We start from the raw sequence: 24,527 nt of genomic DNA, 5'->3' as shown, positions 1-24,527 counted from the left end.
GAGTGTCCTTGCGAAACCGCATCCGAGAATGAACCGCTACGAACGCCAACCCCTTTCCGCCGGCGAAGCCGAAATCGAATATCTCGACGGCGATATTCGCGTCTTAAGGCCCGGAGCTTTTGTGCGCTGCGCCGCGACCGGTGTCCCGATCCCGCTGGAAGACCTGCGCTATTGGAATGTCGATCTGCAGGAGCCTTACGCCAGCTATCAAGCCAAATTGCAGCGCATGGGCATCAAGCTCGGCAAATAGCTTCGGCGAGAAGCGTCTGCCGCGTGCTCTGCGTTAATGCTGCCATTGCCGGCTTTCGAAAGAAAGCTGAGCAAGATGCGGCTCGATCGCGCTCATGATCCGCTCGCAGGCGCCTCCGAGTTCCTTGACCGTCTCGCTGGCCGCACGTGCCATCAAGCGCGATTTGCCGGCATCAGCGAGCAGAATGGCGACGACGCGGGCCATCGTGTCCGCATCGGCAACGGTGACGGCGCCCCGCGCCTCGTCGAGCACCTGATAGACTTCGCCAAAATTCGCAACATGCGGCCCATGCAGGATCGCGCAGCCGAGCTTGGCCGGCTCGACCGGGTTTTGGCCGCCGTTCGTCGCCGGCAGCAGCGATTTGCCCAGGAAGGCGATGCCCGCGACGCGATAAAACAAGCCGAGCTCGCCGGTCGTGTCGGCGACGTAGATTTCCGGCAAGGCCCCGTTTTCAGAAACCTCCGTCGAGCGCTGCGCGACCGCCAGGCCGCGCGCATGGGCGAGGCCGGCGATTTCGCCGCCACGCTTGGCGTGACGCGGCACGATGATGGTCAGCAGACCGGGTACGGATTGCGCCGCGATCTGATGCGCGGCGAGAATAATTTCCTCCTCGCCGCGATGGGTCGAGGCGGCAACCCAAACCGGCCGCGCCCCGATCCGCACCGCGAGCGCGGCCAACGCCTGACGATCCGCCGGCGGCGCGCTGACGTCGTATTTGAGATTGCCGGCGATTTTGACATGGCGCGCCCCAAGCAAGGCGAAGCGCTCCGCATCCACCTCGCTCTGCGCCAGGCACAGATCGACCGCGCCAAGCAGCGTCCCGATGAAGCCGGGAAGCCAGCGCCAGCGCTGAAACGAGGCTTCCGATATCCGCGCATTGACGAGAAGGAGCGGAATGTTGTGGCGCCTGACGGCGAGAAACAGATTGGGCCAGATCTCGGATTCGGCGATGAGCGCCAGATTTGGCCGCCAATAGGCGAGAAAGCGGGTCAGGAATTGCGGCACGTCCAGCGGCAGGAACTGATGCAGCGCGCCGGCCGGCAACCGCGGCGCGATCACCGCCGCGGCCGAGCTTGTTCCGGTCGAAACCAGGATCGTGAAGCCACGCGCGGAGAGCCGCTCGACCAACGGCAGAAGCGCCAGACTCTCGCCGACGCTAGCGCCATGCAGCCAGGCCAGAGGTCCCTCGGGCCGCGGCTGGGTCGGGCGGCCGAGCCTCTCGCCATCGCGGTCCGGTTCGTCGCGCCGCCATTTGCGCCGCACGTAGAGTACGACCGGGCTGAGCGGCGCGAGGGCCGCGCTGGCAGCCTGATAAATGGGCAGAATGGGAAGGGCTTTGAGCAAGTTATGAGACGCTGTGGGAGGGGCACAAGCGACGAGGCCAGCCGAAAATAGTCAATAACCAGACGGCGGCGCAATCAAGCGCCTGAAGGTTGTACGGAACGCATTTGAAGGAAGTTTGGCCAAAGCCGGTCGCGACGGGCTTTGGCGTACAATTTGTTCAAAAAAACAAATATCTGATGCCAATTCGGCGCCGCCTCAACTCTTTGGCGGCTCCGCCGGATCGAGCAGGCGGTGCAGATGCGCTACGAAATAGCGCATATGGGCATTATCGACCGTCGCTTGCGCCCGCGTCCGCCAGGCTTTGTAGGCCGATTGATAATCCGGGAATATCCCGACGATGTCGATAGCATCGAGATCGCGGAATTCGGTACCGTCGAGGTCGACGAGTTCGCCGCCGAAGACGAGATGAAGACGCTGTTTGTGTTCGTCCGCCGCCATAAAATACCTGTTGGATTGGGAACGTGGATGGCGAAGGACGTTTAGCAAAAAACGGGCAAGAACTAAAGCTCGGGCGCCGTGGCGTGGCCGTCCGCGGCGGCAAGTTGCGCCAGCAACACCTCGGGCCCCGCCACCAATTCGCCGTGCATCGTGTGGACGCGGTTATAGAGCGGCTGGCGGCCGCGCAGGCTCCGCAACGTGCCCCCGGCCTCGGTAACGATCAGATCGCAGGCGGCAATATCCCAATCATGCGCATTGGCGGAAATGAGCGCGGCATCGAGCGCCCCCGCCGCCACTTTCGAGACGCGGACCGCGAGCGAGGGAATTTTCGGCAGCAGCTCGAATTCAAGTCCGGCACTGCGTAGCCGCTGCGCGAAGCCGAAGGGGCCGCCAACCATCGCCTCGGCATCGAAACTCCGACGGCGCGAGACCTCGATCGCCCGGCCGTTGAGCCGTGCGCCGGCGTCCTTGACCCCGACATAGGTTTCCGCGAGGGCCGGCGCGTGAACGATGCCGATGACCGGGCGATGACGATCGACGAGCGCGACCGAAACCGCCCAGACCGGATTGCCCGTCGCAAAGGCGCGCGTTCCGTCGATCGGATCGACGACCAATACAAGCTCGCCGTCCCGCCGCTCCGGCGCGTCGGCGGATTCCTCGGACAGCCAACCGGCCGCCGGCAAAAGCCCGCGCAGGCGCTGCTCGAGAAAGCGATTGACGGCAAGATCAGCCTCGGTGACCGGCGAGCCGTCCTCCTTGCGGTGGATCGGTGCCGAAGTCTTTTCCCCCGGACGGAAATATTCCTGCGCGAGCGCTCCCGCGGCCCTGGTGACATCGGTCAACGCGGCGACAAGCGCATGATCATGCGACAATGGCTCCACGTCCGAATTCCGCCTTTCAGGCGCGAGGCCCGCCGCGCTACGCGGCTCACCCTCGACAGGCCGGTTTGGAAGCGGCGCATTCATGCTTGCCGGGCCTTGGTTTGGAGCGGAGCGCGCCGAAGCGCCAAAGACGCGCCCGTCGAATTGCGATGATTGCGCGCCTTTGATCAATGTCCGCCAATTTCCATCTGAAACGGAGCAAAATTCAGGCCGCATCGCCATGTTGGCGGACCGATCTCCCATGATCCGTAAATAGGACGCGGAGATGAGTTTTTCATTAAAATTGCGCCGTTTCCGCCAACCTCCGAGCAAGCATCAAGTCAAAAATCTGTATTTAAATCAATTGCTTAATAGTCATTTCGCGGATCTTGCAGCAGGCTATCCTCCTTCATCAAGCCCAGCGGAGAACGCCATGCCGAAACTCGACCGCAACCCCGAAGGCCTTGCCTATTGCGAGCGCGACCAGCGCGCCGACGGCGGCACGCGGACCGTCCGGTTGAACCCGCGGGACGTGCGCATCGAGCGCGCGCTCGCCGGGGTCAAGATGCGGCTCGCCATCCCGATCCAGGCTTATCGCGGCGTTGTCCTCAGCCGCGAGGACAAGCTCGAACGGCAATTCTATCGCCTCAGCCTGGCCCACAGCGATACCGATCTTTCGGTGACGCTGGCGCGCGCCAACGACATCGCTGCCCTCGTCGACCAATGGAGCACCTGGGCGCGGTTCTTCGCCATGCCGGCGCTGCTCGACGAGACTATCGGCACACCACCTGCGCGGCGCGCGACCCGCCGCCCGAGCCGGCGCCGGGTACTCATCCGCGCCAGGCGCCCACGCGCCCGCACGCGCAATCGCCCCGCGGGCCTCGCCGGTGCGCCGAAAATCATCTCGCCGGAGGGCGAATTGTTCTCGCGCGAATAAACTCAGATCTGCCGATAGCTGCGGTGCAGGTAGAGCAGAGCTTCGCTCCTCGGAGCGACCTGCACCGCCTCCACCTGTCCGATCAGGATCAGATGCGTCGAGATTTCCCGGCTCTCGATCAGCCGGCAATCGAACACGGCCAGCGCCGAGGTCAGCACGGGCGCCCCGGTCGTCAGCGTCCGCCATGTCGCGGCGGCAAAGCGCTCTTCGAGGCTATGCTCCGTCCGGCCGGCGAAAATATCGGACAGTTCCTGATCCGCGCTCGCCAGCGTATTGACGCAGAAGACGCCGTTTTCCAGCAGCAGCGGCGCGGCGCGCGATGACTTGTTGAGACAAAACAGCATTGTCGGCGGCTCGGCGGTTACCGACGTGACGGCATTGGCGGTCACGCCAGCCGCGCCCGCAGGTCCGCCCGTCGTCACGATATGAACCGCAGAGCCCACCCGGCTCATCGCCTCGCGGAAATGTTCCGGCTCAACCGAAAACCTGTCATGAATAACCGCGTCCATAAGCTTGCTTCCGCGCCTCCGAGGCCAGACCGCCCCGTCCGGGCGGCGTTTCAGTCAGATAGATAACTACACCAAATCAATAAACAAAGGCCAAGGCCGCATGAGGGGAAACATTCAGGGAAAGCTGGCGAAAGCCCTTGTCTATGGCCTTTTGACGGGCCTTTTCACCCTGCTTCTGCTCTCACCGCCCTCTTTCGCGGAGGTCCGCATCGGGCTTGCGGCGCCCTTGAGCGGACCGGATGCCGTCTTCGGCATCGAATTGCGCAACGGCGCGGAGCAGGCGGCGGCCGACATCAACGCAACGGGCGGCGTGCGCGGGCAGAAGCTCGTCATTGTCGCCGCCGACGATCGCGGCGAGTTGAAACAGGCGCTCAATGTCGCCAACCGCTTCGTCGCCGAGAAAATCTCCCTTGTGATCGGCCATTTCCAATCGAGCCTGACATTGGCCGCCTCGGAAATCTACGCCAACCATTCGATCCTCGACATCACGGCCTCGGCAACCAATCCGCAGATCACCGAGCGGGGCCTCGATCTGATGTTCCGCACCTGCGGACGCGACGATCAGCAGAGCGCCGTCGCCGCCACATTCCTGGAAGCGCGGACAGAAAAACGGATCGCGATCGTCTACGACAACACCGCCTCCGGGAAAAAGCGCGCCGACGATCTGCGCGCCCGTCTGGCAAAAGCCGGGATCGCGGATGTGCTCTATGCCGGCATCGACAAGGACGGCGACGACGGCGGGCTCGTCGGCCGGATCAAGGCCGCGGCAGCCGACGTTGTCTATTGGAGCGGCGATGGCAACGATGCGGGCCAACTCGTCAAGGAGATGCGCGCGGAAGGGGTGCGGGCGCTGTTCGTGGGCAGCGATTCTCTCGCCTCGGACGAATTTGCCCTTGCCGGCGGGAGCGCGGTCGAGGGCGCACTGATGACCTTCCCGACCGATCCGCGCCACAGCCCACAGGCGGCGGCTGTGATGAGAGAATTCAAGGCGCGCAAAATCGATCTGGAGGTTTTCACGCTCTATGCCTATGCCGCCGTCGAAGTGTTGGCGCAGGCCGCAGAGGCCGCGGGAACATTCGAGCCAGCCGCGATAGCCAAGGCGATCCATTCCGGCCGGCCATTCAAGACCGTGCTGGGAACGCTCACTTACGATGCGAAGGGCGATGTCACGACGCCGGATTATCAGATTTACGTCTGGAAGCGCGGCTACGAGGATCAACTCGAATATGACGAGACGAGCCGGTAGCTCACCCCAGATGGGCGAGACCTGGAAAGGCCTGCAGCAGCCAGAACGACAGGTTCTGCATCGTACCGGTGAGAAAGGCGATGCCCGTTGCCACCAGCAATACGCCGACGACGCGCTCGACCGCGCCGAAATGCGCGCGGAATCTTTTCAGGAAGCCGAGGAAAGGCTCCAGCGCCGCCGCGGCCAGCAGGAAGGGAATGCCGAGGCCGAAGGAATAGACCGCGAGCAGGCCAGCGCCCCGCGCTGCCGTCTCCTCCGAGGCGGCGATCGCCAGAATGGCAGCGAGGATCGGCCCGATGCAGGGCGTCCAGCCGAAAGCGAAGGCGAGCCCCATAATATAGGCGCCCCAGAGTCCGAACGGCTTCTGCACGTCGAGCCGCTTTTCGCGGTAAAGCATGCCGATCCGGAAAAGCCCGAGAAAATGCAGGCCCATGGCGATGATCGCCAGGCCCGCGAGAAGCGACAGCGTGGCGATATGGGCGCGCAATATCTGGCCGAAGAACGAGGCCGTCGCGCCCAGCGCCACGAAAACTGTCGAAAAACCCAGAACGAAAAGGATGGCGGCAAGAAAAATGTCGCGCCGCGCGCGCGCGATCTTCTGCGTCGCGACATCTTCGATCGTCGTGCCCGCGATGAAGGTGAGATAGGGCGGAACCAGCGGCAGAACGCAGGGGCTAAGGAACGAGAGAAGCCCCGCCGCTGCGGCGGCCGAAAGCGTGACGTTATTGACCATCGGCTGGTTTCTTAGACTGAATAAAGGGGTGAAGAAAGCCGGAAGCGTCACACTTACGTGACGCTCAGGCCACGGGGAGCCGTTTAACCCCGGTTCAGCGACGGCGCGGCAGCTTTACGGCAAGACATTCCCCACAGGAATCGCTATGGAAAGCAAGCCAAAGAGAACCATGCCAAGCTACAGCCTCCTCCGGCGCTCCCCCGCGCTTAGCGTTTGCCCCAGCCCCTGAGCCGAAGGCATGAGGGTTCTCGCCGCCTTTGTCTTCAACGTGCTCTGCAATTTCGCGATCGGGCTGCTGGTCGCGAAGTTTCTGGGGCCGGCTGAATACGGCCGTTTCGCGCTCGCTTTCGCTGTGGCGGTCGCGGTGCAGACCGGCTTTTTCGATTGCCTGCGCCTCGGCGCGACGCGGTTTTATTCCGAGCGCGTGCGCAAGGAAGATCCCACCCTGCGGGCGACGCTCGACGTCACCTTCATCGTCATCGCCCTGTCGATGAGCGTCGCGGCCAGCCTGCTGTTTCTTTCCGGCGCGCATTTCACCCTGTCGAACAGCCTGATTGCGCTTGCCCTCATTTGCGCCGTCTCGAACGGTGTCTTCGACTATAATACCGCCCTCGTCCGCGCCCGCTTCCACGACCGGCTCTATACAAGGCTGATCCTCGTCAAGAACGCCTTGGCACTAGTGCTGACGGGCGGCGGCGCCTTTCTGTTCGGTTCGGCCAAAATGGCGCTGATCGGCACGATCATCAGCATGTCGGGCGCCGTCATCACCGCCCGTGCGGCGCTGCGCGATCACGATGCCAAGCGCGCACATGCGAGCCGTGCGATCGCCAAATCGATTCTCGCCTATTCGATGCCGATCGTCCTCGCCAATGTGCTCTATCTTGCCATTCCGCTCGCCAACCGCTCGATCATCGCGACGCTCTACGGCTTCTCGGAGACGGGCCAGTTCTCGCTTGCCTATGATCTCGGCAGCAAGGCGATCCAGGCGATCGGCTCGGCTCTCGATGTCGTGCTGTTCCAGATCGCCGTCGCGCTGCACGACGAGCATGGACCAAGCCCTGCCAAGGATCAGGTGGCGCGCAATATGGCGATCGTCATCGCCATCGTGCTGCCCGCCTGCACGGGAATCTGGCTGACCCTGCCGTCTATCCAGCATGTGATCGTGCCGCTCGCCTATCGCGGCCCCTTCGCCAAACTCCTCACCCTGATGATGGCGGGCCTGTTCAGCTCGGCGCTAATCCTCTTCGCGATCAGCCCGATCTTCCAGATCGCCAAGCGCACCGCGCCGCTCATCGCCGCCGCGGTCATCGCCTGTATCGTCGACGCCCTGCTCATCCTCGTCCTGCCGAGGAACCCGGACGCTTCGAGCTTCGCCATCGCGCAGACCGGCGCTTATATGTCCGCACTCGTGGCGCTGATCGTGATGGCGAAATTTACCAAGCCGCAATGGCCGCGCCTGCGCGATCTCGCTCTTGCCGTGCTCGGCACCGCAGCCATGGCGGCAGCGCTGCTGCCGCTCCGCGAGCACAATCCCGGCTTCCTCACTCTTGCAGTACAGGTGCTCGCCGGCACGCTGATCTACACGCTCTTCATCTGCTATTTCGACATCGCCGGGCTGCGTGAAATCATCATCGCGCGGCTGCGCCCGATTCTCGCGCGGCTCCAGGCTTCTTCGTAAGGCACGGGCCGATGCTCTAGCGCCGCCCGGCCCGGCGTCGCGTAACCTTGCGTGGCGACTTCTTCGCGACTGTTTTCCGCACCGGCTTTTTCACCGTGCGTTTCGCCGCGACCTTGCGTTTCGCCACAACCTTGCGAGCGGATTTCTTCGGCGTCGCCTTGCGCGCCACTTTCTTCACCGGGCGCTTCTTTATGGCGGCTTTGCGGACGGAGCTCTTCTTGACCGCGGCTTTGCGGGCGACACGTTTCTTGGCGGCGAGCTTGCGCACCGTTTTCTTGGCGGTTGCCTTCTTGGCCACGGCCTTCTTCTTGGGTACGGCTTTTTTCGCCACCCGCTTTTTCACTGCAGCTTTACGCGCCGGAGATTTCTTTGTCGGCGATTTCTTCGCCAAGGGCTTGGGCGCGGAAACAATCGGCGGCTTTTCAGGCACCGACGCCACGGGCTCCGCTGCCTTCGGCTTGGGCTGACGCGGCACGCGAGGCTTTTTCGGTGCGGCCGGCGCAGGCTTTTCCTCCGCGGTGGATTTCTCCTCGGCAGCGCCGAGAAGGAACTCCAGCACCGCATCGTTGAACGCCTCGGCGGCTTCGACCGCCGACAGATGCGCCGCTTCCAGCGTCACCAGTTTGGCATTCGGGATCGAACTCGCGACCAAAGCGCCGACACCCGGCGGCGTCACCGGATCATGACGACCGACGATGACGAGGACGGGATGAGTTATCTCACGCAGGTCTTCGCGCAGGTCCGCGTCGCGAAGCGCGGCAGAGGCACCGGCATAGCCTTCCACGCTCGTCGCCGCGGCCGTCTCCTCGAAGTGGCTGACTTCCGCGGGATGCTGCTCGCGATAAGACCGGGTGAACCAGTTTTCGATCAGGGCCGGCGCCAGAGTACCGACGCCATTTTCCGTCACGATGCGGATTCGCTCGTTCCAGTTTTCCGCCGTGCCGATCCGGGCCGCGGTATTGGCGAGCACGGCGCGGCCGATCCGCTCCGGCGCATGGCGCAGCAGCCAAAGGCTGACGAGCCCGCCCGCCGACGCGCCGATGAGATCCACCTTGTCGATCTTGAGCGCGTCGAGAACCGCCAGCGCATCTCGCCCGAGCTTCGCAAGCGAATAAGGCGCGGGGGTTATCTGGCTGCCCCCATGGCCGCGCAAATCATAGCGCACGAGACGGAAATGCGGCTTCAGGGCCGCGACCTGATGATCGAAAAGATGAAGATTGGTGCCCAGCGAATGCGCCAGCAGAATCGCCGGGGCATCCGGCTGGCCTTCGACGATAATGTTGAAGGTCTCGCCGTCGATGATGGTCTCGGTCATGACCGCTCTCCCGAAGGTCGCCGCGTTCAGCCCGAATGATCGGCGGCGCGCTTCTAGACTAGCCCGCTTGCGAAACGCCGCAAGAGAAAGACATGATCGGCGCCAGGCGCTTGCGTGAAATTTTTGCGCGCAGGCCGAGGGCCTCCCGCGCGCACCGCACATCGCGTCCGCCGCCGTAGAGACGCATTATCATCATGAGAATCATTAGCTTACAGACGAAGCACGCCTAAGCCTTCGGGACATGGCGAGCGAGATCGTCGAGCCAGGCTTGCGCATTGCCATCGGACGGCGCGCGCCAGTCGCTGCGCGGCGACAGCGATCCGCCGGCGACGACCTTCGGCCCGTTCGGCAGCGCCGAGCGCTTGAATTGGCTGAAGCCGAAGAAGCGGCGGATGAAAACTTCAAGCCAGCGCCGGATTTGCGCCAGATCGTAGGCATGACGGCGATCTTCCGGAAAATCCTGCGGCCATGCGCCCTTGCCGACATGGGCCCAAGCGGCCTCGGCGAGAAAAGCGATCTTGGCCGGCCGGAAGCCATAGCGCAGGACATAGAAGAGGTTGAAGTCCTGCAATTCGTAGGGGCCGATGAACGCCTCGGTGCTTTGCACTTCTCCGCCCGCCCCCGCCGGGACCAGCTCCGGCGTAATCTCCGTATGCAGGATCGAATCGAGTGTCGCGAGCACCGGCGGCGCATATTGCCCGGTCGCGATGCACCAGCGGATCAAATACTGGATCAAGGTCTTCGGCACGCCGGCATTGACCGCATAATGCGACATCTGATCGCCGACGCCATAAGTACACCAGCCGAGCGCAAGCTCCGACAGATCGCCGGTGCCGAGCACTAGACCGCCATGAAGATTCGCCAGCCGGAACAGATAATCCGTGCGCAGCCCCGCCTGGACGTTCTCGAAAGTCACGTCATAGACCTTCTTGCCGGCGCTGTAAGGATGGCCGATCTCTTTGAGCATCAGCCGCGCGGTTTCGGTGATGTCGAGCTCTTTGGCCGTTACGCCGAGCGCCTCCATCAGCGCGATCGCGTTGCTCTTCGTCGTCTCGCTCGTGGCGAAGCCGGGCATCGTATAGGCGAGGATGTTGCTGCGCGGCTTGCCGAGGCGATCCATCGCTTTGGCGGCGACGATGAGCGCGTGCGTGGAATCGAGGCCGCCGGAAACGCCGATGACAAGCTTGTCGATTTTCGACGCAGCGAGCCGCTGCTCCAGCGCCGTCACCTGGATATTGTAAGCCTCATAGCAATCCTGCTCCAGCCGCGCGGGATCGGCCGGAACGAAGGGAAAGCGCGCGACGTCGCGCAGGAGCCCGATGTCGCCCTTGGGCGGCCCCAGCCGGAAAGAGATGCGCCGGAAGTCGTCAGCGGTAACCCCGATATGGCGGCGGTTGTCATCGAATGTACCTTGCCGCAACCGCTCCTGCGCCAGAAGTTCGAGGTCGATGTCCGCGGCGACGAATTGTGCCGACTCGGCGAAGCGCGGCGATTCGGCGAGGATCACCCCGTTCTCGGCGATCGTCGTCTGGCCGTCCCAGGCGAGATCGGTCGTCGACTCGCCCTTTCCGGCAGCGGAATAAAGATAGGCCGAAAGACAGCGCTGCGATTGCGATTGTATCAGGAGCCGGCGCGTATCGGCCTTGCCGATAGTGATATTGCTCGCTGAAAGATTGGCGAGCACCGTCGCGCCGGCGAGTGCCGCAAGCGAAGACTGCGGCACGGGCACCCAGAAATCCTCGCAGATTTCGGCGTGAACCACGAAGCCCTCGATGTCCTCGGCGGCAAAAAGAAGGTCCGGACCGAACGGCGCGGTATGCGCGCCGACAATGATCTCGCCGCCCTCCGTCGCATCGCCGGACGCGAAATGCCGCCGCTCGTAGAACTCGCGATAATTCGGCAGATGGATTTTCGGGACGACGCCCAGCAAGCGGCCGCGATGGATGGCAAGGGCGCAATTATACAGCCGGCCCTGATGGCGCAGCGGTGCGCCGACGAGGATCAGCGGCATGAGGTCGGCGGAAGCAGCGACGAGGCGATCCACCGCGCGGGCGACCGCAGCGTGCAGCGTGTCCTGCAACAAAAGATCGTCGATCGCATAGCCGGTCAGCGAAAGCTCGGGAAACACCGCGAGCGCGGCAGCATCGGCGTCCAATTCCGCCAGAACCGCGAGGATCGCCTCACCGTTTGCGACGGGGTCGGCGAGCCGGCACGTCGTCGCGCAAGCTGCGACGCGCGCGAAGCCCTGGCCGTATATCGAACGAAAATCCATCAGCGTCATTCATCTTTCACAAAGGCTGGGCGATCCGCGCAGCCCGCTATGGCAAATCAAATCATCCTTACGCCGCAACCATTACTACTTAAGCAGGACCGCGACTATTTAAACGCGCCGCGACGCGCTTGGGCAAACGAAGTTAATCATCACGCGCTCGTGCACGCTGGAAAGGACAAATTCATCCAGTGTTCAGTCGGCGAGTCGCAGCCTCAAGACTATGCGGTCGCTTTCGCAATGCAACTCATTACCGATTCGACCGTTACTCCAAGCAACACGACAGCCTGCGTGCGGCTTGCACTTTTTGGCTTGTACATAATCTAGTCTAAGGGAGACCGAAGTGCGTTTACTTCTTTCAAGCCTTACGGCGGCGGCGTTAACAGCAAGCGCGATGATTCCAGTCGCACAGGCCGCGCCCTTCGCCGATCAGTCGGCCGTGCAGCAATCTGCCAACGGCCTCGCCGCCATCGAGAAGACCCAGTTCTTGTGGGGCGGCCAGAATTATTGCTGGTATGACGCCGGCTGGCGCGGCCCGGGCTGGTACTGGTGCGGTTATGCCTGGCGCAACGGCTTCGGCTGGGGCGGCGGCTATGGCTGGCACGGCTGGCATGGCGGCCACGGCGGCGGCTGGCATGGCGGTCACGGTGGCTGGGGTGGTCATGGCGGCCACGGCGGCTGGGGTGGTCACGGCGGCGGAGGCCACGGTGGTGGCGGCTGGCATGGCGGTGGCGGCCACGGCGGTGGTGGTCACGGCGGTGGAGGCCACGGCGGTGGTGGCCACGGAGGCGGCGGTCATCGTTGATTGCTGCTCAGGCACGGATGAAATCGGCGGCCTTGAGCCGCCGATTTTTTTTGCGCGGTGTTGCCGTTAGAGCGCAACCGCCGGCTCAAATCTTCATTAATCTTTTCGGAGCGAAATTTACCCTCGCGGCGATAGAGCAACAGCCGATTCGCCGCATCAGCCTTCAACAGGGGGCAGCACATGGCGAAATGGGGCGCGGTCGAACGGACGGACGTTTCGAGCGGGTTCGTCAAGCGATTGTCGGGCTACAGCCTGACAACGGCCGAGATTCTTTATCGGATGCCGGACCACCCGCTGGTTCTGCAGAGCTTCCTTTGGCAGGACTACGACATCGCCCCGGAATTTCCCACGCTGATCAAATTTCTCACCTTCTGGCGAGAAAAGCTCGACGGTCCGATCTATAGCGTTCGCATCGGCCATTCGGGCCTTCTCAAACCGGCCGAGGTGCGGACGTTAAGCGCGGAATTCCCGCTGCACTAAATATTCAGGCCATATATTCAGGCGATGAAGCGTAGCGCTTCCGGAGGCATTTGTTCCGCGCGCTGCTCTGCGAGCCGCTGCTCGATTTCCGTCGCGGTCACGGGGCGGCCGAAAAGATAGCCCTGCAGCTCGTCGCAGCCGAGCGTCCGTAGGAAGCGCGCCTGTTCCTCGGTCTCGACGCCCTCCGCCGTCACCGTCAGGCCAAGCGAGCGGCCAAGATCGACGATCGAGCGAATAATGATCGCGCTCTCACCAGAAAATTCCATCGACTCCATGAAAGAGCGGTCGATCTTGATCTTGTCGAAGGCGAAACGGCGTAGATAGATCAGGCTCGAGTAACCGGTACCGAAATCGTCAAGCACCATGCGCACGCCGAGCGCGCGGAGATCGACCATCGCATGTTCGGCGAGATCGGCATCGGCGATGACGACACCTTCGGTCAGCTCAAGCTCGACGCGCTGCGCGTCCGTGCCGGATTCGGTCAAGATGCGATTGACGGTGGCGACGAAATCCTTCTGCCGGAACTGGATCGGCGAAACATTGATGGCGACCTTGACATCGGGCCAAAGCTTGGCCTCGGCGCAGGCGCGGCGCAGGGCCCATTCGCCGAGCGCGACGATGAGGCCGCGCTCCTCGGCGAGCGGGATGAAGCTATCCGCCGAAAGCAGGCCATAGGCTCTGTGCTGCCAGCGCGCCAAAGCCTCGACGCAGACGATCTTGCCGTCCTGGGCGGAGAGGATCGGCTGATAAAGAAGTTGCAATTCGTCGTTCTCGATCGCGGCGCGCAATTCGTCCTCGGCGCTCTGGCGCATTCGCAATTCCTCGCCCATCTTCGCTTCAAAGAAGGCGAAGCGATTGCGTCCCGCCTGCTTCGAGCGATAAAGCGCGAGATCGGCAAGGCGCATCATCTCCTGCCGGTCGGTCGCGTTCTGCGGGCAGAGTGCGATGCCGATGGAAACGCCGATGAAAATCTGCTGATTATTGATCTCGAACGGCACGCTCATCGCATCGAGAATGCGTTGCGCCAGGCGCGCGCAATCGCGCGGCTCGGCGACATCAGCCTGGATCAGAGCGAATTCGTCGCCGCCTAGCCTGGCGAAATGATCGCAGGCGCGCAGCACCTGCGCCAACCGCCGCGTGAACGCCACGATCAGCCGGTCGCCGACATCATGGCCGAACGTATCGTTGGCTTGCTTGAAATGATCGAGATCGAGATAGAACAGGGCGAATTGATGCCGGCCGCGGCGACAGCGGGCGATCTCGGCATCGACGAGTTCATTGAACAAAAACCGGTTGGGCAGGCCGGAGAGAACGTCGCGGCCGGCAACCTGCCGCGCCCGTGCCTCGCTGCTGCGGAGCGCGTCGAGAACACGATAGGCCATCCAGGCCGTCAAGAACCTGACCAGAATGGCCGTGGCCACCAGCCAGGCGTTCGCCAAGAGCGCCGCACTCAAGAATTTCCAGGAAAGGAAATTGGCAGGGCTGCCGAAGAGCAAGAGGCCGATGCGGATCCCGAGGATCAGGATCAACGCCATCGACACGAAATTGGCGAATATCCAAATCTGCAGCGCCGGCAGGTCCACGTGGCCGACCGTGAGCCTCAGCTTGGACAGAAAGCCGGAATGCTTCTTGGCCACACCCTGCATGATCGACTTCCGCTCGGTCATTGTCCGATCAACGCGGCCGGGGTATTGCCCTCGGCCGGCCAATGCCAATCCTAGTAGTTTACCGAGCTTGAGTTAAATTAGTATTGGAGACTATTTGGGGGACGGCCGCAAAGACTTGCTTTTTCGCAGGTTTCCACACCTCCGCGCGCCGGCCTTAAGTTTTGACTCAAATGAGTTGCAACGCGCGGAAGCTGGCGAAGCCCTCCCGGCCGATGATCAGATGGTCATGCACGGCGACATTCAGCGATTTACCCAGGGACACAATCTGCTTGGTCAATTGGATGTCCGCCTGGGAGGGCGACGGGTCCCCGGACGGGTGATTGTGGACCAGGATGATCGCCGTCGCGTTCAACTCGAAAGCCCGGCGCAGGATCTCGCGGGGGTAGACGGGCGCATGGTCGATAGTGCCGACACTTTGCACCTCGTCAGCAATCAAAATATTTTTCTTGTCGAGAAACAGAATCCGGAATTCCTCGCGGTCCAGATAGGCCATGGCGGTGCGGCAATATTCGAGCACGGCGGAAAAACTGCCCATCGCCGGCCGGTTTTGCATATTCACTTTGGTGAAGCGCTTGGCGGCCTCGGCGACGATTTTCAGCTCGACGATCGCCGCCTCGCCGAGCCCGTCGATCTCGCGCAGCCGCTCCGGCCGGGCCGCGACGACGCCGGCGAACGAGCCGAACCGCGCGATGAGCGCCTTGGCGAGCGGTTTGACGTCGCGGCGCGGGATGGCGCGAAACAGGACGAGTTCGAGAAGCTCGTAATCCGCCAGCGCCTCGCCGCCGGCCTTCAGAAACCGTCCGCGCAATCGCGACCTGTGGCCGAGGTAATGCTGCGGTTCCTCCGCCGCTTCAGCCAGGGATGGCGCTTTCGTCACGCCCCGGCCGCCGCCGCATCGTAGGGCGGATGATGCAGCCCCTTCGGCGACAGCGTAAAATTCTCGTAGCCGGTCTCGGTGACGCCGATCGTATGCTCGAACTGCGCCGACATCGAGCGGTCGCGCGTGACCGCCGTCCAGCCATCCGAAAGGATTTTCACGTGCGGCCGGCCGAGGTTGATCATCGGCTCGATAGTAAAGAACATACCCGGCTTCAGCACGACACCCTCGCCGCGCCGACCGTAATGCAGGACATTCGGCTCGTCGTGAAAAAGACGCCCGAGCCCGTGGCCGCAGAAATCCCGCACCACGGAGCAGCGCTCCGCCTCGGCGAAATCCTGGATCGCCGCGCCGATGTCGCCCGTCGTCGCCCCCGGCCTGACGACGGCGATGCCGCGCATCATCGCCTCATAAGTGACCTCGACCAGCCGCTGCGCCCGCCGCGAGACTTCGCCGACGAGATACATGCGGCTCGAATCGCCGTGCCAGCCATCGACAATCAAAGTCACGTCGATATTGACGATATCCCCCTCGCGCAGGGGCTTGCGGTCCGGGATGCCGTGGCAGACGACATGATTGATCGAGGTGCAGATCGACTTGCGGTAGCCGCGATAGTCGAGCGGCGCCGGATAGGCATTGTGCGCGACGGCAAAATCAAAGACGAGGTTGTCGAGAAATTCGGTCGTCACACCCGGCTTCACATAAGGCGCGAGCATATCGAGCGCCTCGGCGGTCAGCCGTCCGGCCTTTCGCATGCCTTCGAACGCCTCGGGGCCATGCAGCTTGATCTGCCCCGTCTTGCGGCCAGGCACTTCCAAAGCATCGACAAAAGTCATCGAAAATCCGCTGGGAAAATACTCACAGGATAATTTAAGCCTTCCAGCCCCTGACGCAAGAGCGAGCGCCGCCCTTCCAACTGGAAGTTGCTTGCCCTTTACCTGTCGGCGGCCGCCTTATGGCTCACGCGCTATCCGTACCGCCTCTGTATTCTTGCAAAAGCTTGGCACTCTTTACAAGTCCGGTCGCAGACTCCACACCTACGCCACAATCGCGTCCGTCTTTGCCCCTCTGGCCAGTGGCAGGCGGCGCCTCTACGATCCCCCTTGCCTGATGACGGAGAGAGATCCTGTCAGACGAAGATTTGGACGCGCTTCTGAAGGAGCCGCCGGCGACCGGCGCGGGGCGCAAGCTGCATCCGCTAGCTTACGGGATCGAGCGCATCGGCCTCGTCTCGCTGCGTTTCCCCTATCTCGTCGCCGCCGTTCTGACGGTCGCCGCCATTCTCGCCGCCTTCGGAATCGGGCGCATCCAGGTCGATGATTCGCTCAGCCAGCTCTTCCGTTCGAACACGCCGGAGTTCCATCAGTATGAGGATGTGACGAAGCGGTTTCCTTCGAGCGAATATGACGTGCTGGTCGTCATCGAAGGCGACACGCTGCTCTCGCGGGACAACCTTGGCAAGCTTCGCGACCTCGTCACCGACCTGCAATTGATCGACGGCACGCGCGGCATCATCTCACTTTATTCCGCGCGTCAGCCGCCGGAAGGCAATCATATCCCGGCGCCGCTGTTCCCCGACCCGCTTCCCGAGGGCGCAGCCTATGACCAGCTCATCCAGAAGGTGATGGGCAACGAGATTTTGCGCGGCAAGCTGCTTTCGCTCGACGGCAAGCTGACGCTGGCGGTGCTTGCGCTCGACCCCGCCGTCGTCCAGAGCAACAAGCTGCGCGATGTCGTCGGCGAAATCCGCAAGACGATGACCGAGGATCTCGCCGGCTCCGGCCTTTCGGCCGAGCTTTCCGGCGTGCCGGTCATGCAGCTTGAAATCCGCAACGCCGTCGAGCGCGACCGCATCGTCTACAACGCGCTCGGCTTTCTCGGCGGTTGCCTTATCGCCATCCTGTTCTTCCGCCGCATCTCCTTCATGATTATCGCCGCAGCGCCGCCGTTGCTCGCCATTCTGCTGTCGCTCGGCATGCTCGGCTGGCTCGATTTCCGGCTCAACATGTTCCTCAACGTGATGACGCCGCTCATCATGGTGATCAGCTTCTCCGATTCGATGCAGCTCACCTTCGCGACGCGCGACCGCATCATCGCCGGGCAGAGCAAGGCCGAAGCGCTGCGCACGGCGATTCATATCGTCGGCCCCGCCTGCGTGCTCACCCACGCGACAGCCGGCCTCTCCTTCGTCGCGCTGACATTTTCGAACTCGGACCTCATCCGCAGCTTCGGCGAGGCGGGGCTGATCGCGACGCTAATCGCCCTCGTCTCTGTCTTGACCATCATCCCGCTGCTCGGCATGTTCCTCCTGCGGCGCGAGGCGGCTTTCGTCGCGCGGATCAAGGGCGCGGACCTGGCAGTCGATGCGCTGCGCCGCTTCTGCGGCTGGATCGCCGCGCGGATGGTCAGCCGGCCGGGTCTCTACAGCCTGATCGGCCTGATCGTCGTCATCGGGCTCGGCTCGATCTATGCCAATCTGCAGCCGCGCTATCACCTGGCCGATCAGGTGCCCGATAAGCAGAGGGCGGTGCAGGCCAACCGCGAGCTCGACGCCAAATTGACCGGCGCCCAGCCGGTCGACGTGCTGATCGAATTCCCCAAGGGCCAGTCGCTCTACGCGCCGCAGACCCTGGCGACGATCGCCGAAGTCCATTCGATCGTCGAGAAGCAGGCCGGCATCGGCAATGTCTGGTCGCTCGAGACGCTGCGCCGCTGGCTCGCCCAGAAAATCGGTAAGTCGGACGTCGCGACGCTGAAGCAATATGTCGGTTATCTGCCGAAATATCTCGTCGAACGGTTCATCTCGGATAAGCAGGACGCCGTTATCGTCGAGGGCCGCCTGCCCGATGTCGATTCGAGCCAGTTGCTGCCCGTGGTCGATTCGCTCGATAAAAAGCTCGCCGCCGTGCGCGCCGAACATCCGGGCTATGAAATCGCCGTCACCGGCCTTGCTGTCATCGCGGCGCATAACAGCGCCAGCATGATCGAGAAGTTGAACCGCGGCCTGACGATCGAGATCGTCTTCGTCGCCGCCTTCATTGGCCTTGCCTTCCGCTCATTCTCGGTGATGCTCGCCTCGATCATGCCCGCCGTTTTCCCGGTCTTTTCCGCCGGCGCGGCGCTATGGCTGTTCGGCCAGGGCCTACAATTCGCGAGCGTCGTGGCGCTGACCGTGTCATTCGGCCTCGGCCTCAGCGCGACAATCCATTTCCTCAACCGGCTGCGGCTTGAGGACAAACCCGGCGAAGATCCGTCCATCGGCGTCGAACGCGCGACCATTCTTGTCGGGCCGGCGCTGATCCTGACCTCGATCGTGCTGGCGTGCGGCCTCGCTATGACGATCTTCTCGCAGCTCCCATCGCTGCGGCTGTTCGGCTGGCTGAGTTCGTTCGCGATGCTGACAGCGCTGATCGCCGACCTGTTCATCCTGCGGCCGACGATCATGCTGCTCTTGCGCTGGACGCGGAACCGCAACTGGAATTGAAAGCCGTCAAGCCCGCGCGCTGCCGGCGCGGGCCCGCGACATCTTTATTCCTTGCGCATTGAAACGGCGACGCGGACGACATCCGTGCCGCCGGTGGGGGAAATCGTAACCGATTGCTGACGGCCGCGCGTCGTGATCGAAATCGCTGCGGTGAAGCCGACGCCGGCGACATCGGCCAATATATGGGGGCCCGCCACGCGGCCGGAGAGCTGGCCAGTTGCGTTACGAGTCGTCTCCCCCCAGGAGCCGGTGAGCACCCCGGGCGAATTCTCGAATACGTTGCTCTTCACGTCGAACTTGTAGCTGTCGCTGGCGCAAAGAAGGCTCTGATTCAGCGCATTTCCGGCCGGCGAGATGGCATAGGAGCCTTTACAGCGGATGCGCTCACTCGTGCCGTTCTTCATGGAAATCGTACCGGCGCCGAGCCAATAGCCGGCCAATGGCCGTAGCGCGCTTTCCGCATTGGCAGCCTGGAAGGACGCTGCCGCGAAAAACACCGCGGCCAGCGAAACGCATTTGCTCAACTTCACCGGCATGAAAATCCCTCCATTGTCATCGCCACGCGGCCTCCAGCCGACGCGCAAAACACACATATTGTCGTGATCCGCTTTTGCAATCTGACGACATGCGGAAGACCGACCGCCTATAAAATAAAGCGCGCGAGTGTAGCCTAGCCGTCACTAACCGCAAGATTTACAAATAAACTAGCCGACGACCCGCGCCGAAAGGTCTATCGCCTTGAATTCCGGGAGGCATTCTCAAGGAACGGCGCAATCAAACGCGATGCCGAACCGAACCCCGGCCGGTGAGGCCAGGTTCGGATGGCCCCGGCCGCAGCTACGGCGCGCCGCTCGTCATGAACAGTTCACGAATCCGCCGCGCCAGGCCGTCGCGCGCGGCGCGGTAAGCATTGAGTACGGTTTCGCGCGTGCCCTCGACCTGCGTTGGATCGGGCGTCGGCCAATAAGCGAGCTCTGTCGGCACGCCGCGGGCGAGTTCAGCGATCCGGTCGCGGGCTTCCGGCGTCAGGCTGACAACGAGATCGAAAGCTTCGTCCTCGAAATCCTCAAATGCGCGCGGGGCGCGCAAACCGCCTTCGATGCCGATCTCGCGCAAAACTTCGGCGGCAAAGCTATCGATCTTGCCGCGCCGCAGGCCGACGGAGGCGACATAGACCGTGTTGCCGATGATTTTTCGCGTCAGCGCCTCGGCCATCGGCGAGCGGACGCTGTTCTCCGAGCAGACGAAGAGAATCGACTGCGGCGGTCGCTTGAGCGCCGAAGGAATAGAGAGGTCAGGCACTTTCGCCGCTCAACCCTTCCAATGCAAAGCCGTGACAAGGGTGAAGATGCGCCGCGCCGTATCGAGATCGCAGACGATCTTGCCCTTGAGTCGCTCCTGCAAAAGCGCTGCCGCCTCGTCATGCAAGGCGCGGCGGCCCATATCGATCGCCTCGATCTGCGCCCGCGTCGCCGAGCGGATGGCATCGTAATAGCTCTCGCAGATCAGGAAATAATCCTTGAGCAGGCGGCGGAACGGCGTCAGCGACAGAATATGCGCCGCGACCACTTCCTGCGCCTCATTCGAGATTTCGAAGGCGAGCTTGGCGTCGTGCAGCGATATTTTGAGCGCATACGGACCATCATCGCGATCCGGCAGGCCGAAATCGTTCTCCTCGATGAGATCGTAGATCGCGATCTGGCGCTCGTGTTCCTGATCCGACGTGCCACGGCCGATCGAAGCCTCGTCGAGCGTCACCGATATGAGACGATTGCGGCGAGGCTCGTTGGCGTTCATGAGTTCGTCAAGCCGAGTCGAAAGGCGACCGAGCGCGCATGGGCGTCAAGACCCTCGGCGTTGCCGAGCGTCACCGCCGCCGGGCCGAGCGCCTTGAGGCTTTCGGCGCTGCACTTCAGGATCGAGGTGCGCTTCATGAAATCGAGCACGTTGAGCCCGGACGAGAACCGCGCCGAACGGGCGGTCGGCAGAACATGGTTCGAGCCGCCGACATAATCGCCGATTGCCTCGGGCGTATGGGCGCCGATGAAAATCGCGCCGGCATTCCTCACGCGGGCCGCGAGCGCGTCGGCATCGCGGGTGATGATTTCGAGGTGCTCGGGCGCGATACGCTCTGCCAGCGGCAGCGCCGCCGTGATGTCCGCGACCTCGATGATGGCGCCGTGATCGCGCCAGCTTGGCCCGGCGATCGCCACGCGCGACAGGCTCGCGAGCTGACGCTCCACCGCAGCCTCGACCGCCGCCGCGAGCGTGGCGCTGTCGGTGATGAGGATCGATTGCGCGGCCGTGTCATGCTCCGCCTGAGCCAGCAGATCGGCGGCGATCCAGTCGGGATTGCCGCTATCGTCGGCGATGATCAGCACTTCGGACGGCCCGGCGATCATATCGATGCCGACGGTGCCGAAGACGCGCCGCTTCGCTGCCGCGACATAGGCGTTACCCGGGCCGACGATCTTTGCCACCGGCGCGATCGTCTCGGTGCCATAGGCCAATGCCGCGATCGCCTGGGCGCCGCCGACGCGATAAATCTCGTCGATGCCCGCGAGCTTCGCCGCCGCCAGCACGAGCGGCGCGATCAAGCCATCCGGCGCCGGGACGACCATGACGAGACGCGGGACACCCGCAACCTTCGCCGGGATGGCGTTCATCAACACCGAGGATGGATAGCTTGCGGTGCCTCCGGGTACATAGAGCCCGGCTGCGTCGACCGCCGACCAGCGCCAACCGAGCTCGACGCCAAGGGCGTCGGTGAAGATCAGATCCTGCGGCCGCTGGCGCTCGTGAAAAGCGGTGATCCGCTCATGCGCGAAGCGCAGCGCGGCAAGTGCTTCCGGCGCGGCGGCGCGCTCGGCAGCGGCAATCTCCTGCGCCGACACGGCAAGGCCGAGGGCGCCGAGATCGACACGGTCGAATTTCTGCGAATAGGCAACGAGCGCCGCATCGCCCTCCGCGACGACATCGGCGATGATCTTCTGCACGGCCTCATCGACGTCTGCCGCGGCCTCGCGCTTGGAGGCCAGCAAGGCGGCAAAGGCCGTCCCGAAATCGGGGCTGCGCATGTCGAGCCGTTGCGGCATGATCTCTTCCTTTCGATGGAAATTCTCTGTTAGCCACGCGCGCGCCGCGTGGCAATCGCGCTTTGCGCGGGCTGCGCCGCCTCAGAGGAGGCGCGCGACCTCCGGATCGATCTCCGCCGGCTTGGTGGTCGGAGCGAAGCGCGCGACGACATTGCCCTGCCGATCAATCAGAAATTTGGTGAAATTCCATTTGATCGCCTCGGTCCCGGCGAGGCCCTTCTGCGCGCTCTTGAGGAATTTGTAGAGGGGATGGGTTGCCTCACCGTTGACCTCGATCTTGTCGAACATCGGAAAGCTCACGCCGTAATTCAGCGAGCAGAAGGCGCCAATCGCCGCCGCGTCGCCCGGCTCCTGGGCGCCGAACTGATTGCAAGGGAAGCCCAGAACCTCGAAGCCCTCGGCGTGATATTTCTTATAAAGCGCCTCGAGCCCCTCATATTGGGGCGTAAACCCGCATTTGCTCGCCGTATTGACCACGAGCAGCACCTGGCCACGGAAATCGGCGAGCGATTCCTCTTTTCCATCCAACGTCTTGGCCGAAAAATCGTAGATCGAGGCCATGCTGTTCAACCTTCCTGCCACGGCGGATGCCGGTGGCCTTGCTGTAATTCGAAAATCATCGTCTCCGCAAGCCGGTCGCCGGCAGGGCCGGAATCAAAAAAAGCCCCTGCCCCGGTGAACCGGGACAGGGGCGAGGTGGCAGGTCGGGGGCAGATCGGGAGGAAACTTGGCTATTCGACTGCAGCGTTTGCTCCAGTGGCGGGGCCCGGCGCGTTGAAGCGGACCTTCAGAATATCGATCTTGGCTTCGAGCTGCGCGATGTGGTCGCGCAGGTCCATGATGGTCCTTTCATAGATGTCGATTTTCTCCTGCAGCCGGCAGATTTCCGTCCGCAGTTCACCGATCGTCCGCTCGTAGATCTGCATCACGGTCGCGATGCGCGAATCGAGAACCGAGGCGAGCGTCGGCTGTCGGTTGATGAGCGCCGACAGGATCGTGGCGATGGAGCCGACCAGCGTGCCGAACAGACCGGCGATGAGGGGCAGCCAGAGTCCGTCAGGCATCGGGAATGGTCACCCTCCCCCTTGCCAAGGCGAAAGCCGCGCTCACGGGACGACCGCCTGCGGACCCAGGGTTCCGCCGACTGCCGCGCAGGCCGTTGCCGATGCGACATAGACCTTGCCGTCGGTGCCGATCAGCGACTGTCCGGCGCCGACACTCGACTCGATCGCTTTCGCAACGGCGCTGGCATCGGCGACGGCGCAAGTGAAGGCGACCACGCCGGATTTCAGCGAGCCAATCGCCTGCTGCGTCGCCGGCGCGTCGACCCAAGCGACGGCGTTGTTGACCGTCTGATCGAATCCGGCGCAGGCCGCAAGGCAAAGGGCGAGCGCGAGCGCGCCCGCGTGATGAGGCTTCATCATGATCAATCCTTTCGTGAAAGCCGGGTTCAGCGGCCGAAGCGCTCGGCGATGATTTCGCCCTGCCGTTCGCCGGCGTTATCGGCCAGTGTGCCCAGGGAGAGCGGCGGCAGGACAATCTTGCCGCCGCCGAATTGCACCGCGAGGACGAGCGCCGTTGCGATCAGCGATGTCGGCAATTCGGCGAAGGCGACCGCGGGCTCGAAGATCGCCGCGATCTTCTCCGCAGCGACGAGGAAATTGGCCGAAGATTGAATCTCGGATGTGAGATCGTGGCTTTGAAACGCCGCAATGAGACTCGAGACGGATGCGGCCTTCACATCATCCAGAATCTCGGTGAGGATCGTCGAAAGGGAATTGGCGGCGGCGGTCATTTCGCGTCAGCCACGCTCTGCGCAGGAATCGGCGTTGCGCCGAGCGCTTTGAGCAAATCCTTCTGAAGATCGCCGATCCGCGCGACGACGAACTGAGCTGCGCCGTCCGGCTTCAGGCCAAGATCGTTGGCGATGGGGCCGATGTCGTCGAGGACCGCCTGCGACAGATGCGCGACGACCTCGCTCTTGAGATCGTATTTCGCTGCGGCGATGGCCGGCTCGACGCTGCTCCACCAGCCGGCGACGATCTTCTCGGCAGAACGGGCGACGGCGGCATATTGATCCGTCGTGAAGGCGAAGCCGAGTTTCTTCAGGTAGATGTTCAGGATCGCGAAGATGATCCTCAACAGGGCGGCGACAAGCGCGGCGAGGGCCGCGCCGATGACCGGGCCGAGATACGTCAGAAGCGGCGAGAGCGAGACCGTCGTGCCGCCAGCGTCCGCGAATGCGGACGAGGCGGCAAACGTCATCGCCGCCGCATGAAAAATGCGGGCGCGCATGGAACTGCCTTTTTGGGGATATGCCGCGAGCCGCGCGGCGCGGTTAAATCAAGGGATGGCGGCCTGCGCCATGTTCAATTGCGCCATGTTCAATGACGCCGCGATGCGACATCGCCTTTGTGACGCACGCTGCAAAGCGGTTCGATGGGGAATGCGCCGCAGCCGCGCTCAGGTCGCGCCAGCGACCGAGCAAGCAGGCTTCATCATTTGCAAGTCAAGCGGAGCGCCGCACCGGCGCCCCGCGT

26 protein-coding genes are annotated in these 24,527 nt (G+C 63.1%); 7 read left to right on the top strand and 19 right to left on the bottom strand.

The window, feature by feature from the left end:
• Positions 1-28: 28 nt before the first annotated feature.
• Entirely contained in the window at positions 29-250 is a 222-nt protein-coding gene (locus tag CWB41_RS09495) for a DUF2093 domain-containing protein (RefSeq protein WP_115836944.1), read from the top strand.
• 33 nt (positions 251-283) lie between these two features.
• On the opposite strand, the gene CWB41_RS09490 is transcribed toward CWB41_RS09495, so the two are convergent.
• The 3 genes from CWB41_RS09490 to CWB41_RS09480 all read right to left on the bottom strand — a co-directional run bounded on the left by CWB41_RS09490 (position 284) and on the right by CWB41_RS09480 (position 2,913).
• Positions 284-1,594 carry a 3-deoxy-D-manno-octulosonic acid transferase gene (locus CWB41_RS09490; protein ID WP_115836945.1) on the bottom strand — a complete coding sequence of 437 codons (1,311 nt, stop codon included), beginning with the start codon at positions 1,592-1,594 and terminating at the stop codon, positions 284-286.
• 195 nt (positions 1,595-1,789) lie between these two features.
• Positions 1,790-2,032 carry a DUF4170 domain-containing protein gene (locus CWB41_RS09485; RefSeq protein WP_115836946.1) on the bottom strand — a complete coding sequence of 81 codons (243 nt, stop codon included), beginning with the start codon at positions 2,030-2,032 and terminating at the stop codon, positions 1,790-1,792.
• Between the two features lie 62 nt (positions 2,033-2,094).
• On the bottom strand, positions 2,095-2,913 hold the full coding sequence (locus CWB41_RS09480) for a 3'(2'),5'-bisphosphate nucleotidase CysQ (protein WP_245441020.1): 819 nt from the start codon (positions 2,911-2,913) through the stop codon (positions 2,095-2,097).
• A 412-nt stretch (positions 2,914-3,325) separates the two neighbouring features.
• On the opposite strand from CWB41_RS09480, the gene CWB41_RS09475 reads away from it, so the two are divergent.
• On the top strand, positions 3,326-3,829 hold the full coding sequence (locus CWB41_RS09475; protein ID WP_115836947.1) for a DUF6101 family protein: 504 nt from the start codon (positions 3,326-3,328) through the stop codon (positions 3,827-3,829).
• A 2-nt stretch (positions 3,830-3,831) separates the two neighbouring features.
• Here the strand turns inward: CWB41_RS09475 and CWB41_RS09470 are convergent, their stop codons facing one another.
• Entirely contained in the window at positions 3,832-4,338 is a 507-nt protein-coding gene (locus CWB41_RS09470; protein WP_115836948.1) for a flavin reductase, read from the bottom strand.
• A gap of 100 nt (positions 4,339-4,438) precedes the next feature.
• Here CWB41_RS09470 and CWB41_RS09465 point away from each other — a divergent pair, with 100 nt between their 5' ends.
• Complete coding sequence (locus CWB41_RS09465; protein WP_115836949.1) at positions 4,439-5,584, top strand: branched-chain amino acid ABC transporter substrate-binding protein; 1,146 nt, start codon at positions 4,439-4,441, stop codon at positions 5,582-5,584.
• Between the two features lies 1 nt (position 5,585).
• On the opposite strand, the gene CWB41_RS09460 is transcribed toward CWB41_RS09465, so the two are convergent.
• Entirely contained in the window at positions 5,586-6,317 is a 732-nt protein-coding gene (locus tag CWB41_RS09460) for a cytochrome c biogenesis CcdA family protein (protein WP_115836950.1), read from the bottom strand.
• 238 nt (positions 6,318-6,555) lie between these two features.
• Here CWB41_RS09460 and CWB41_RS09455 point away from each other — a divergent pair, with 238 nt between their 5' ends.
• Positions 6,556-7,995 carry a lipopolysaccharide biosynthesis protein gene (locus tag CWB41_RS09455; RefSeq protein ID WP_115836951.1) on the top strand — a complete coding sequence of 480 codons (1,440 nt, stop codon included), beginning with the start codon at positions 6,556-6,558 and terminating at the stop codon, positions 7,993-7,995.
• Positions 7,996-8,011: 16 nt separating this feature from the next.
• Here the strand turns inward: CWB41_RS09455 and pcaD are convergent, their stop codons facing one another.
• Positions 8,012-9,310: a 3-oxoadipate enol-lactonase gene (gene pcaD, locus CWB41_RS09450; RefSeq protein WP_165204208.1), complete on the bottom strand. Its 1,299-nt coding sequence runs from the start codon at positions 9,308-9,310 to the stop codon at positions 8,012-8,014.
• Positions 9,311-9,536: 226 nt separating this feature from the next.
• Positions 9,537-11,582 carry an NAD(+) synthase gene (locus CWB41_RS09445; RefSeq protein ID WP_115837127.1) on the bottom strand — a complete coding sequence of 682 codons (2,046 nt, stop codon included), beginning with the start codon at positions 11,580-11,582 and terminating at the stop codon, positions 9,537-9,539.
• A 391-nt stretch (positions 11,583-11,973) separates the two neighbouring features.
• Between CWB41_RS09445 and CWB41_RS16180 the strand changes: the two genes are divergently transcribed.
• Both CWB41_RS16180 and CWB41_RS09435 read left to right on the top strand, forming a co-directional pair.
• Positions 11,974-12,384: a hypothetical protein gene (locus CWB41_RS16180; protein WP_165204204.1), complete on the top strand. Its 411-nt coding sequence runs from the start codon at positions 11,974-11,976 to the stop codon at positions 12,382-12,384.
• A gap of 180 nt (positions 12,385-12,564) precedes the next feature.
• Complete coding sequence (locus CWB41_RS09435) at positions 12,565-12,864, top strand: usg protein (protein ID WP_115836954.1); 300 nt, start codon at positions 12,565-12,567, stop codon at positions 12,862-12,864.
• Between the two features lie 17 nt (positions 12,865-12,881).
• Here the strand turns inward: CWB41_RS09435 and CWB41_RS09430 are convergent, their stop codons facing one another.
• The 3 genes from CWB41_RS09430 to map all read right to left on the bottom strand — a co-directional run bounded on the left by CWB41_RS09430 (position 12,882) and on the right by map (position 16,244).
• Positions 12,882-14,531 (bottom strand): putative bifunctional diguanylate cyclase/phosphodiesterase, encoded by a 1,650-nt coding sequence (locus CWB41_RS09430; protein WP_115836955.1) that lies wholly within the window; start codon positions 14,529-14,531, stop codon positions 12,882-12,884.
• Positions 14,532-14,697: 166 nt separating this feature from the next.
• Entirely contained in the window at positions 14,698-15,408 is a 711-nt protein-coding gene (gene radC / locus CWB41_RS09425; RefSeq protein ID WP_115836956.1) for a RadC family protein, read from the bottom strand.
• Positions 15,405-16,244, bottom strand: a complete 840-nt coding sequence (gene map, locus CWB41_RS09420; RefSeq protein WP_115836957.1) for a type I methionyl aminopeptidase — start codon at positions 16,242-16,244, stop codon at positions 15,405-15,407. Before map ends, radC begins: the two co-directional genes overlap by 4 nt.
• Before the next feature lie 305 nt (positions 16,245-16,549).
• Between map and CWB41_RS09415 the strand changes: the two genes are divergently transcribed.
• The gene (locus tag CWB41_RS09415; protein ID WP_115836958.1) at positions 16,550-18,892 is read left to right on the top strand and encodes an efflux RND transporter permease subunit; all 2,343 of its coding nucleotides are present in this window, start codon (positions 16,550-16,552) and stop codon (positions 18,890-18,892) included.
• Positions 18,893-18,936: 44 nt separating this feature from the next.
• On the opposite strand, the gene CWB41_RS09410 is transcribed toward CWB41_RS09415, so the two are convergent.
• The 9 genes from CWB41_RS09410 to CWB41_RS09370 all read right to left on the bottom strand — a co-directional run bounded on the left by CWB41_RS09410 (position 18,937) and on the right by CWB41_RS09370 (position 24,282).
• Positions 18,937-19,428, bottom strand: a complete 492-nt coding sequence (locus tag CWB41_RS09410; protein WP_129396455.1) for a hypothetical protein — start codon at positions 19,426-19,428, stop codon at positions 18,937-18,939.
• Between the two features lie 301 nt (positions 19,429-19,729).
• On the bottom strand, positions 19,730-20,194 hold the full coding sequence (locus tag CWB41_RS09405; protein ID WP_245411298.1) for an arsenate-mycothiol transferase ArsC: 465 nt from the start codon (positions 20,192-20,194) through the stop codon (positions 19,730-19,732).
• 9 nt (positions 20,195-20,203) lie between these two features.
• Entirely contained in the window at positions 20,204-20,689 is a 486-nt protein-coding gene (locus CWB41_RS09400; protein ID WP_115836960.1) for a UPF0262 family protein, read from the bottom strand.
• A complete protein-coding gene (hisD, locus tag CWB41_RS09395; protein ID WP_115836961.1) occupies positions 20,686-21,987 on the bottom strand; it encodes a histidinol dehydrogenase in 1,302 nt (433 codons plus the stop codon). The genes CWB41_RS09400 and hisD overlap by 4 nt, the downstream gene beginning before the upstream one ends.
• A gap of 81 nt (positions 21,988-22,068) precedes the next feature.
• Positions 22,069-22,548 carry a glutathione peroxidase gene (locus tag CWB41_RS09390; RefSeq protein WP_115836962.1) on the bottom strand — a complete coding sequence of 160 codons (480 nt, stop codon included), beginning with the start codon at positions 22,546-22,548 and terminating at the stop codon, positions 22,069-22,071.
• A gap of 170 nt (positions 22,549-22,718) precedes the next feature.
• The gene (locus CWB41_RS09385; RefSeq protein ID WP_115836963.1) at positions 22,719-23,051 is read right to left on the bottom strand and encodes a hypothetical protein; all 333 of its coding nucleotides are present in this window, start codon (positions 23,049-23,051) and stop codon (positions 22,719-22,721) included.
• A gap of 42 nt (positions 23,052-23,093) precedes the next feature.
• Positions 23,094-23,411 carry a hypothetical protein gene (locus CWB41_RS09380; protein ID WP_115836964.1) on the bottom strand — a complete coding sequence of 106 codons (318 nt, stop codon included), beginning with the start codon at positions 23,409-23,411 and terminating at the stop codon, positions 23,094-23,096.
• Positions 23,412-23,437: 26 nt separating this feature from the next.
• Positions 23,438-23,782, bottom strand: a complete 345-nt coding sequence (locus CWB41_RS09375) for a hypothetical protein (protein ID WP_115836965.1) — start codon at positions 23,780-23,782, stop codon at positions 23,438-23,440.
• Complete coding sequence (locus CWB41_RS09370) at positions 23,779-24,282, bottom strand: hypothetical protein (RefSeq protein ID WP_115836966.1); 504 nt, start codon at positions 24,280-24,282, stop codon at positions 23,779-23,781. Before CWB41_RS09370 ends, CWB41_RS09375 begins: the two co-directional genes overlap by 4 nt.
• Positions 24,283-24,527: the final 245 nt, after the last annotated feature.

Origin of the sequence: Methylovirgula ligni (genome assembly GCF_004135935.1) — a bacterium.
In the GTDB taxonomy this organism is placed as follows: Bacteria; Pseudomonadota; Alphaproteobacteria; order Rhizobiales; family Beijerinckiaceae; genus Methylovirgula; species Methylovirgula ligni.
This window is presented reverse-complemented; position numbering and strand designations above follow the sequence as displayed.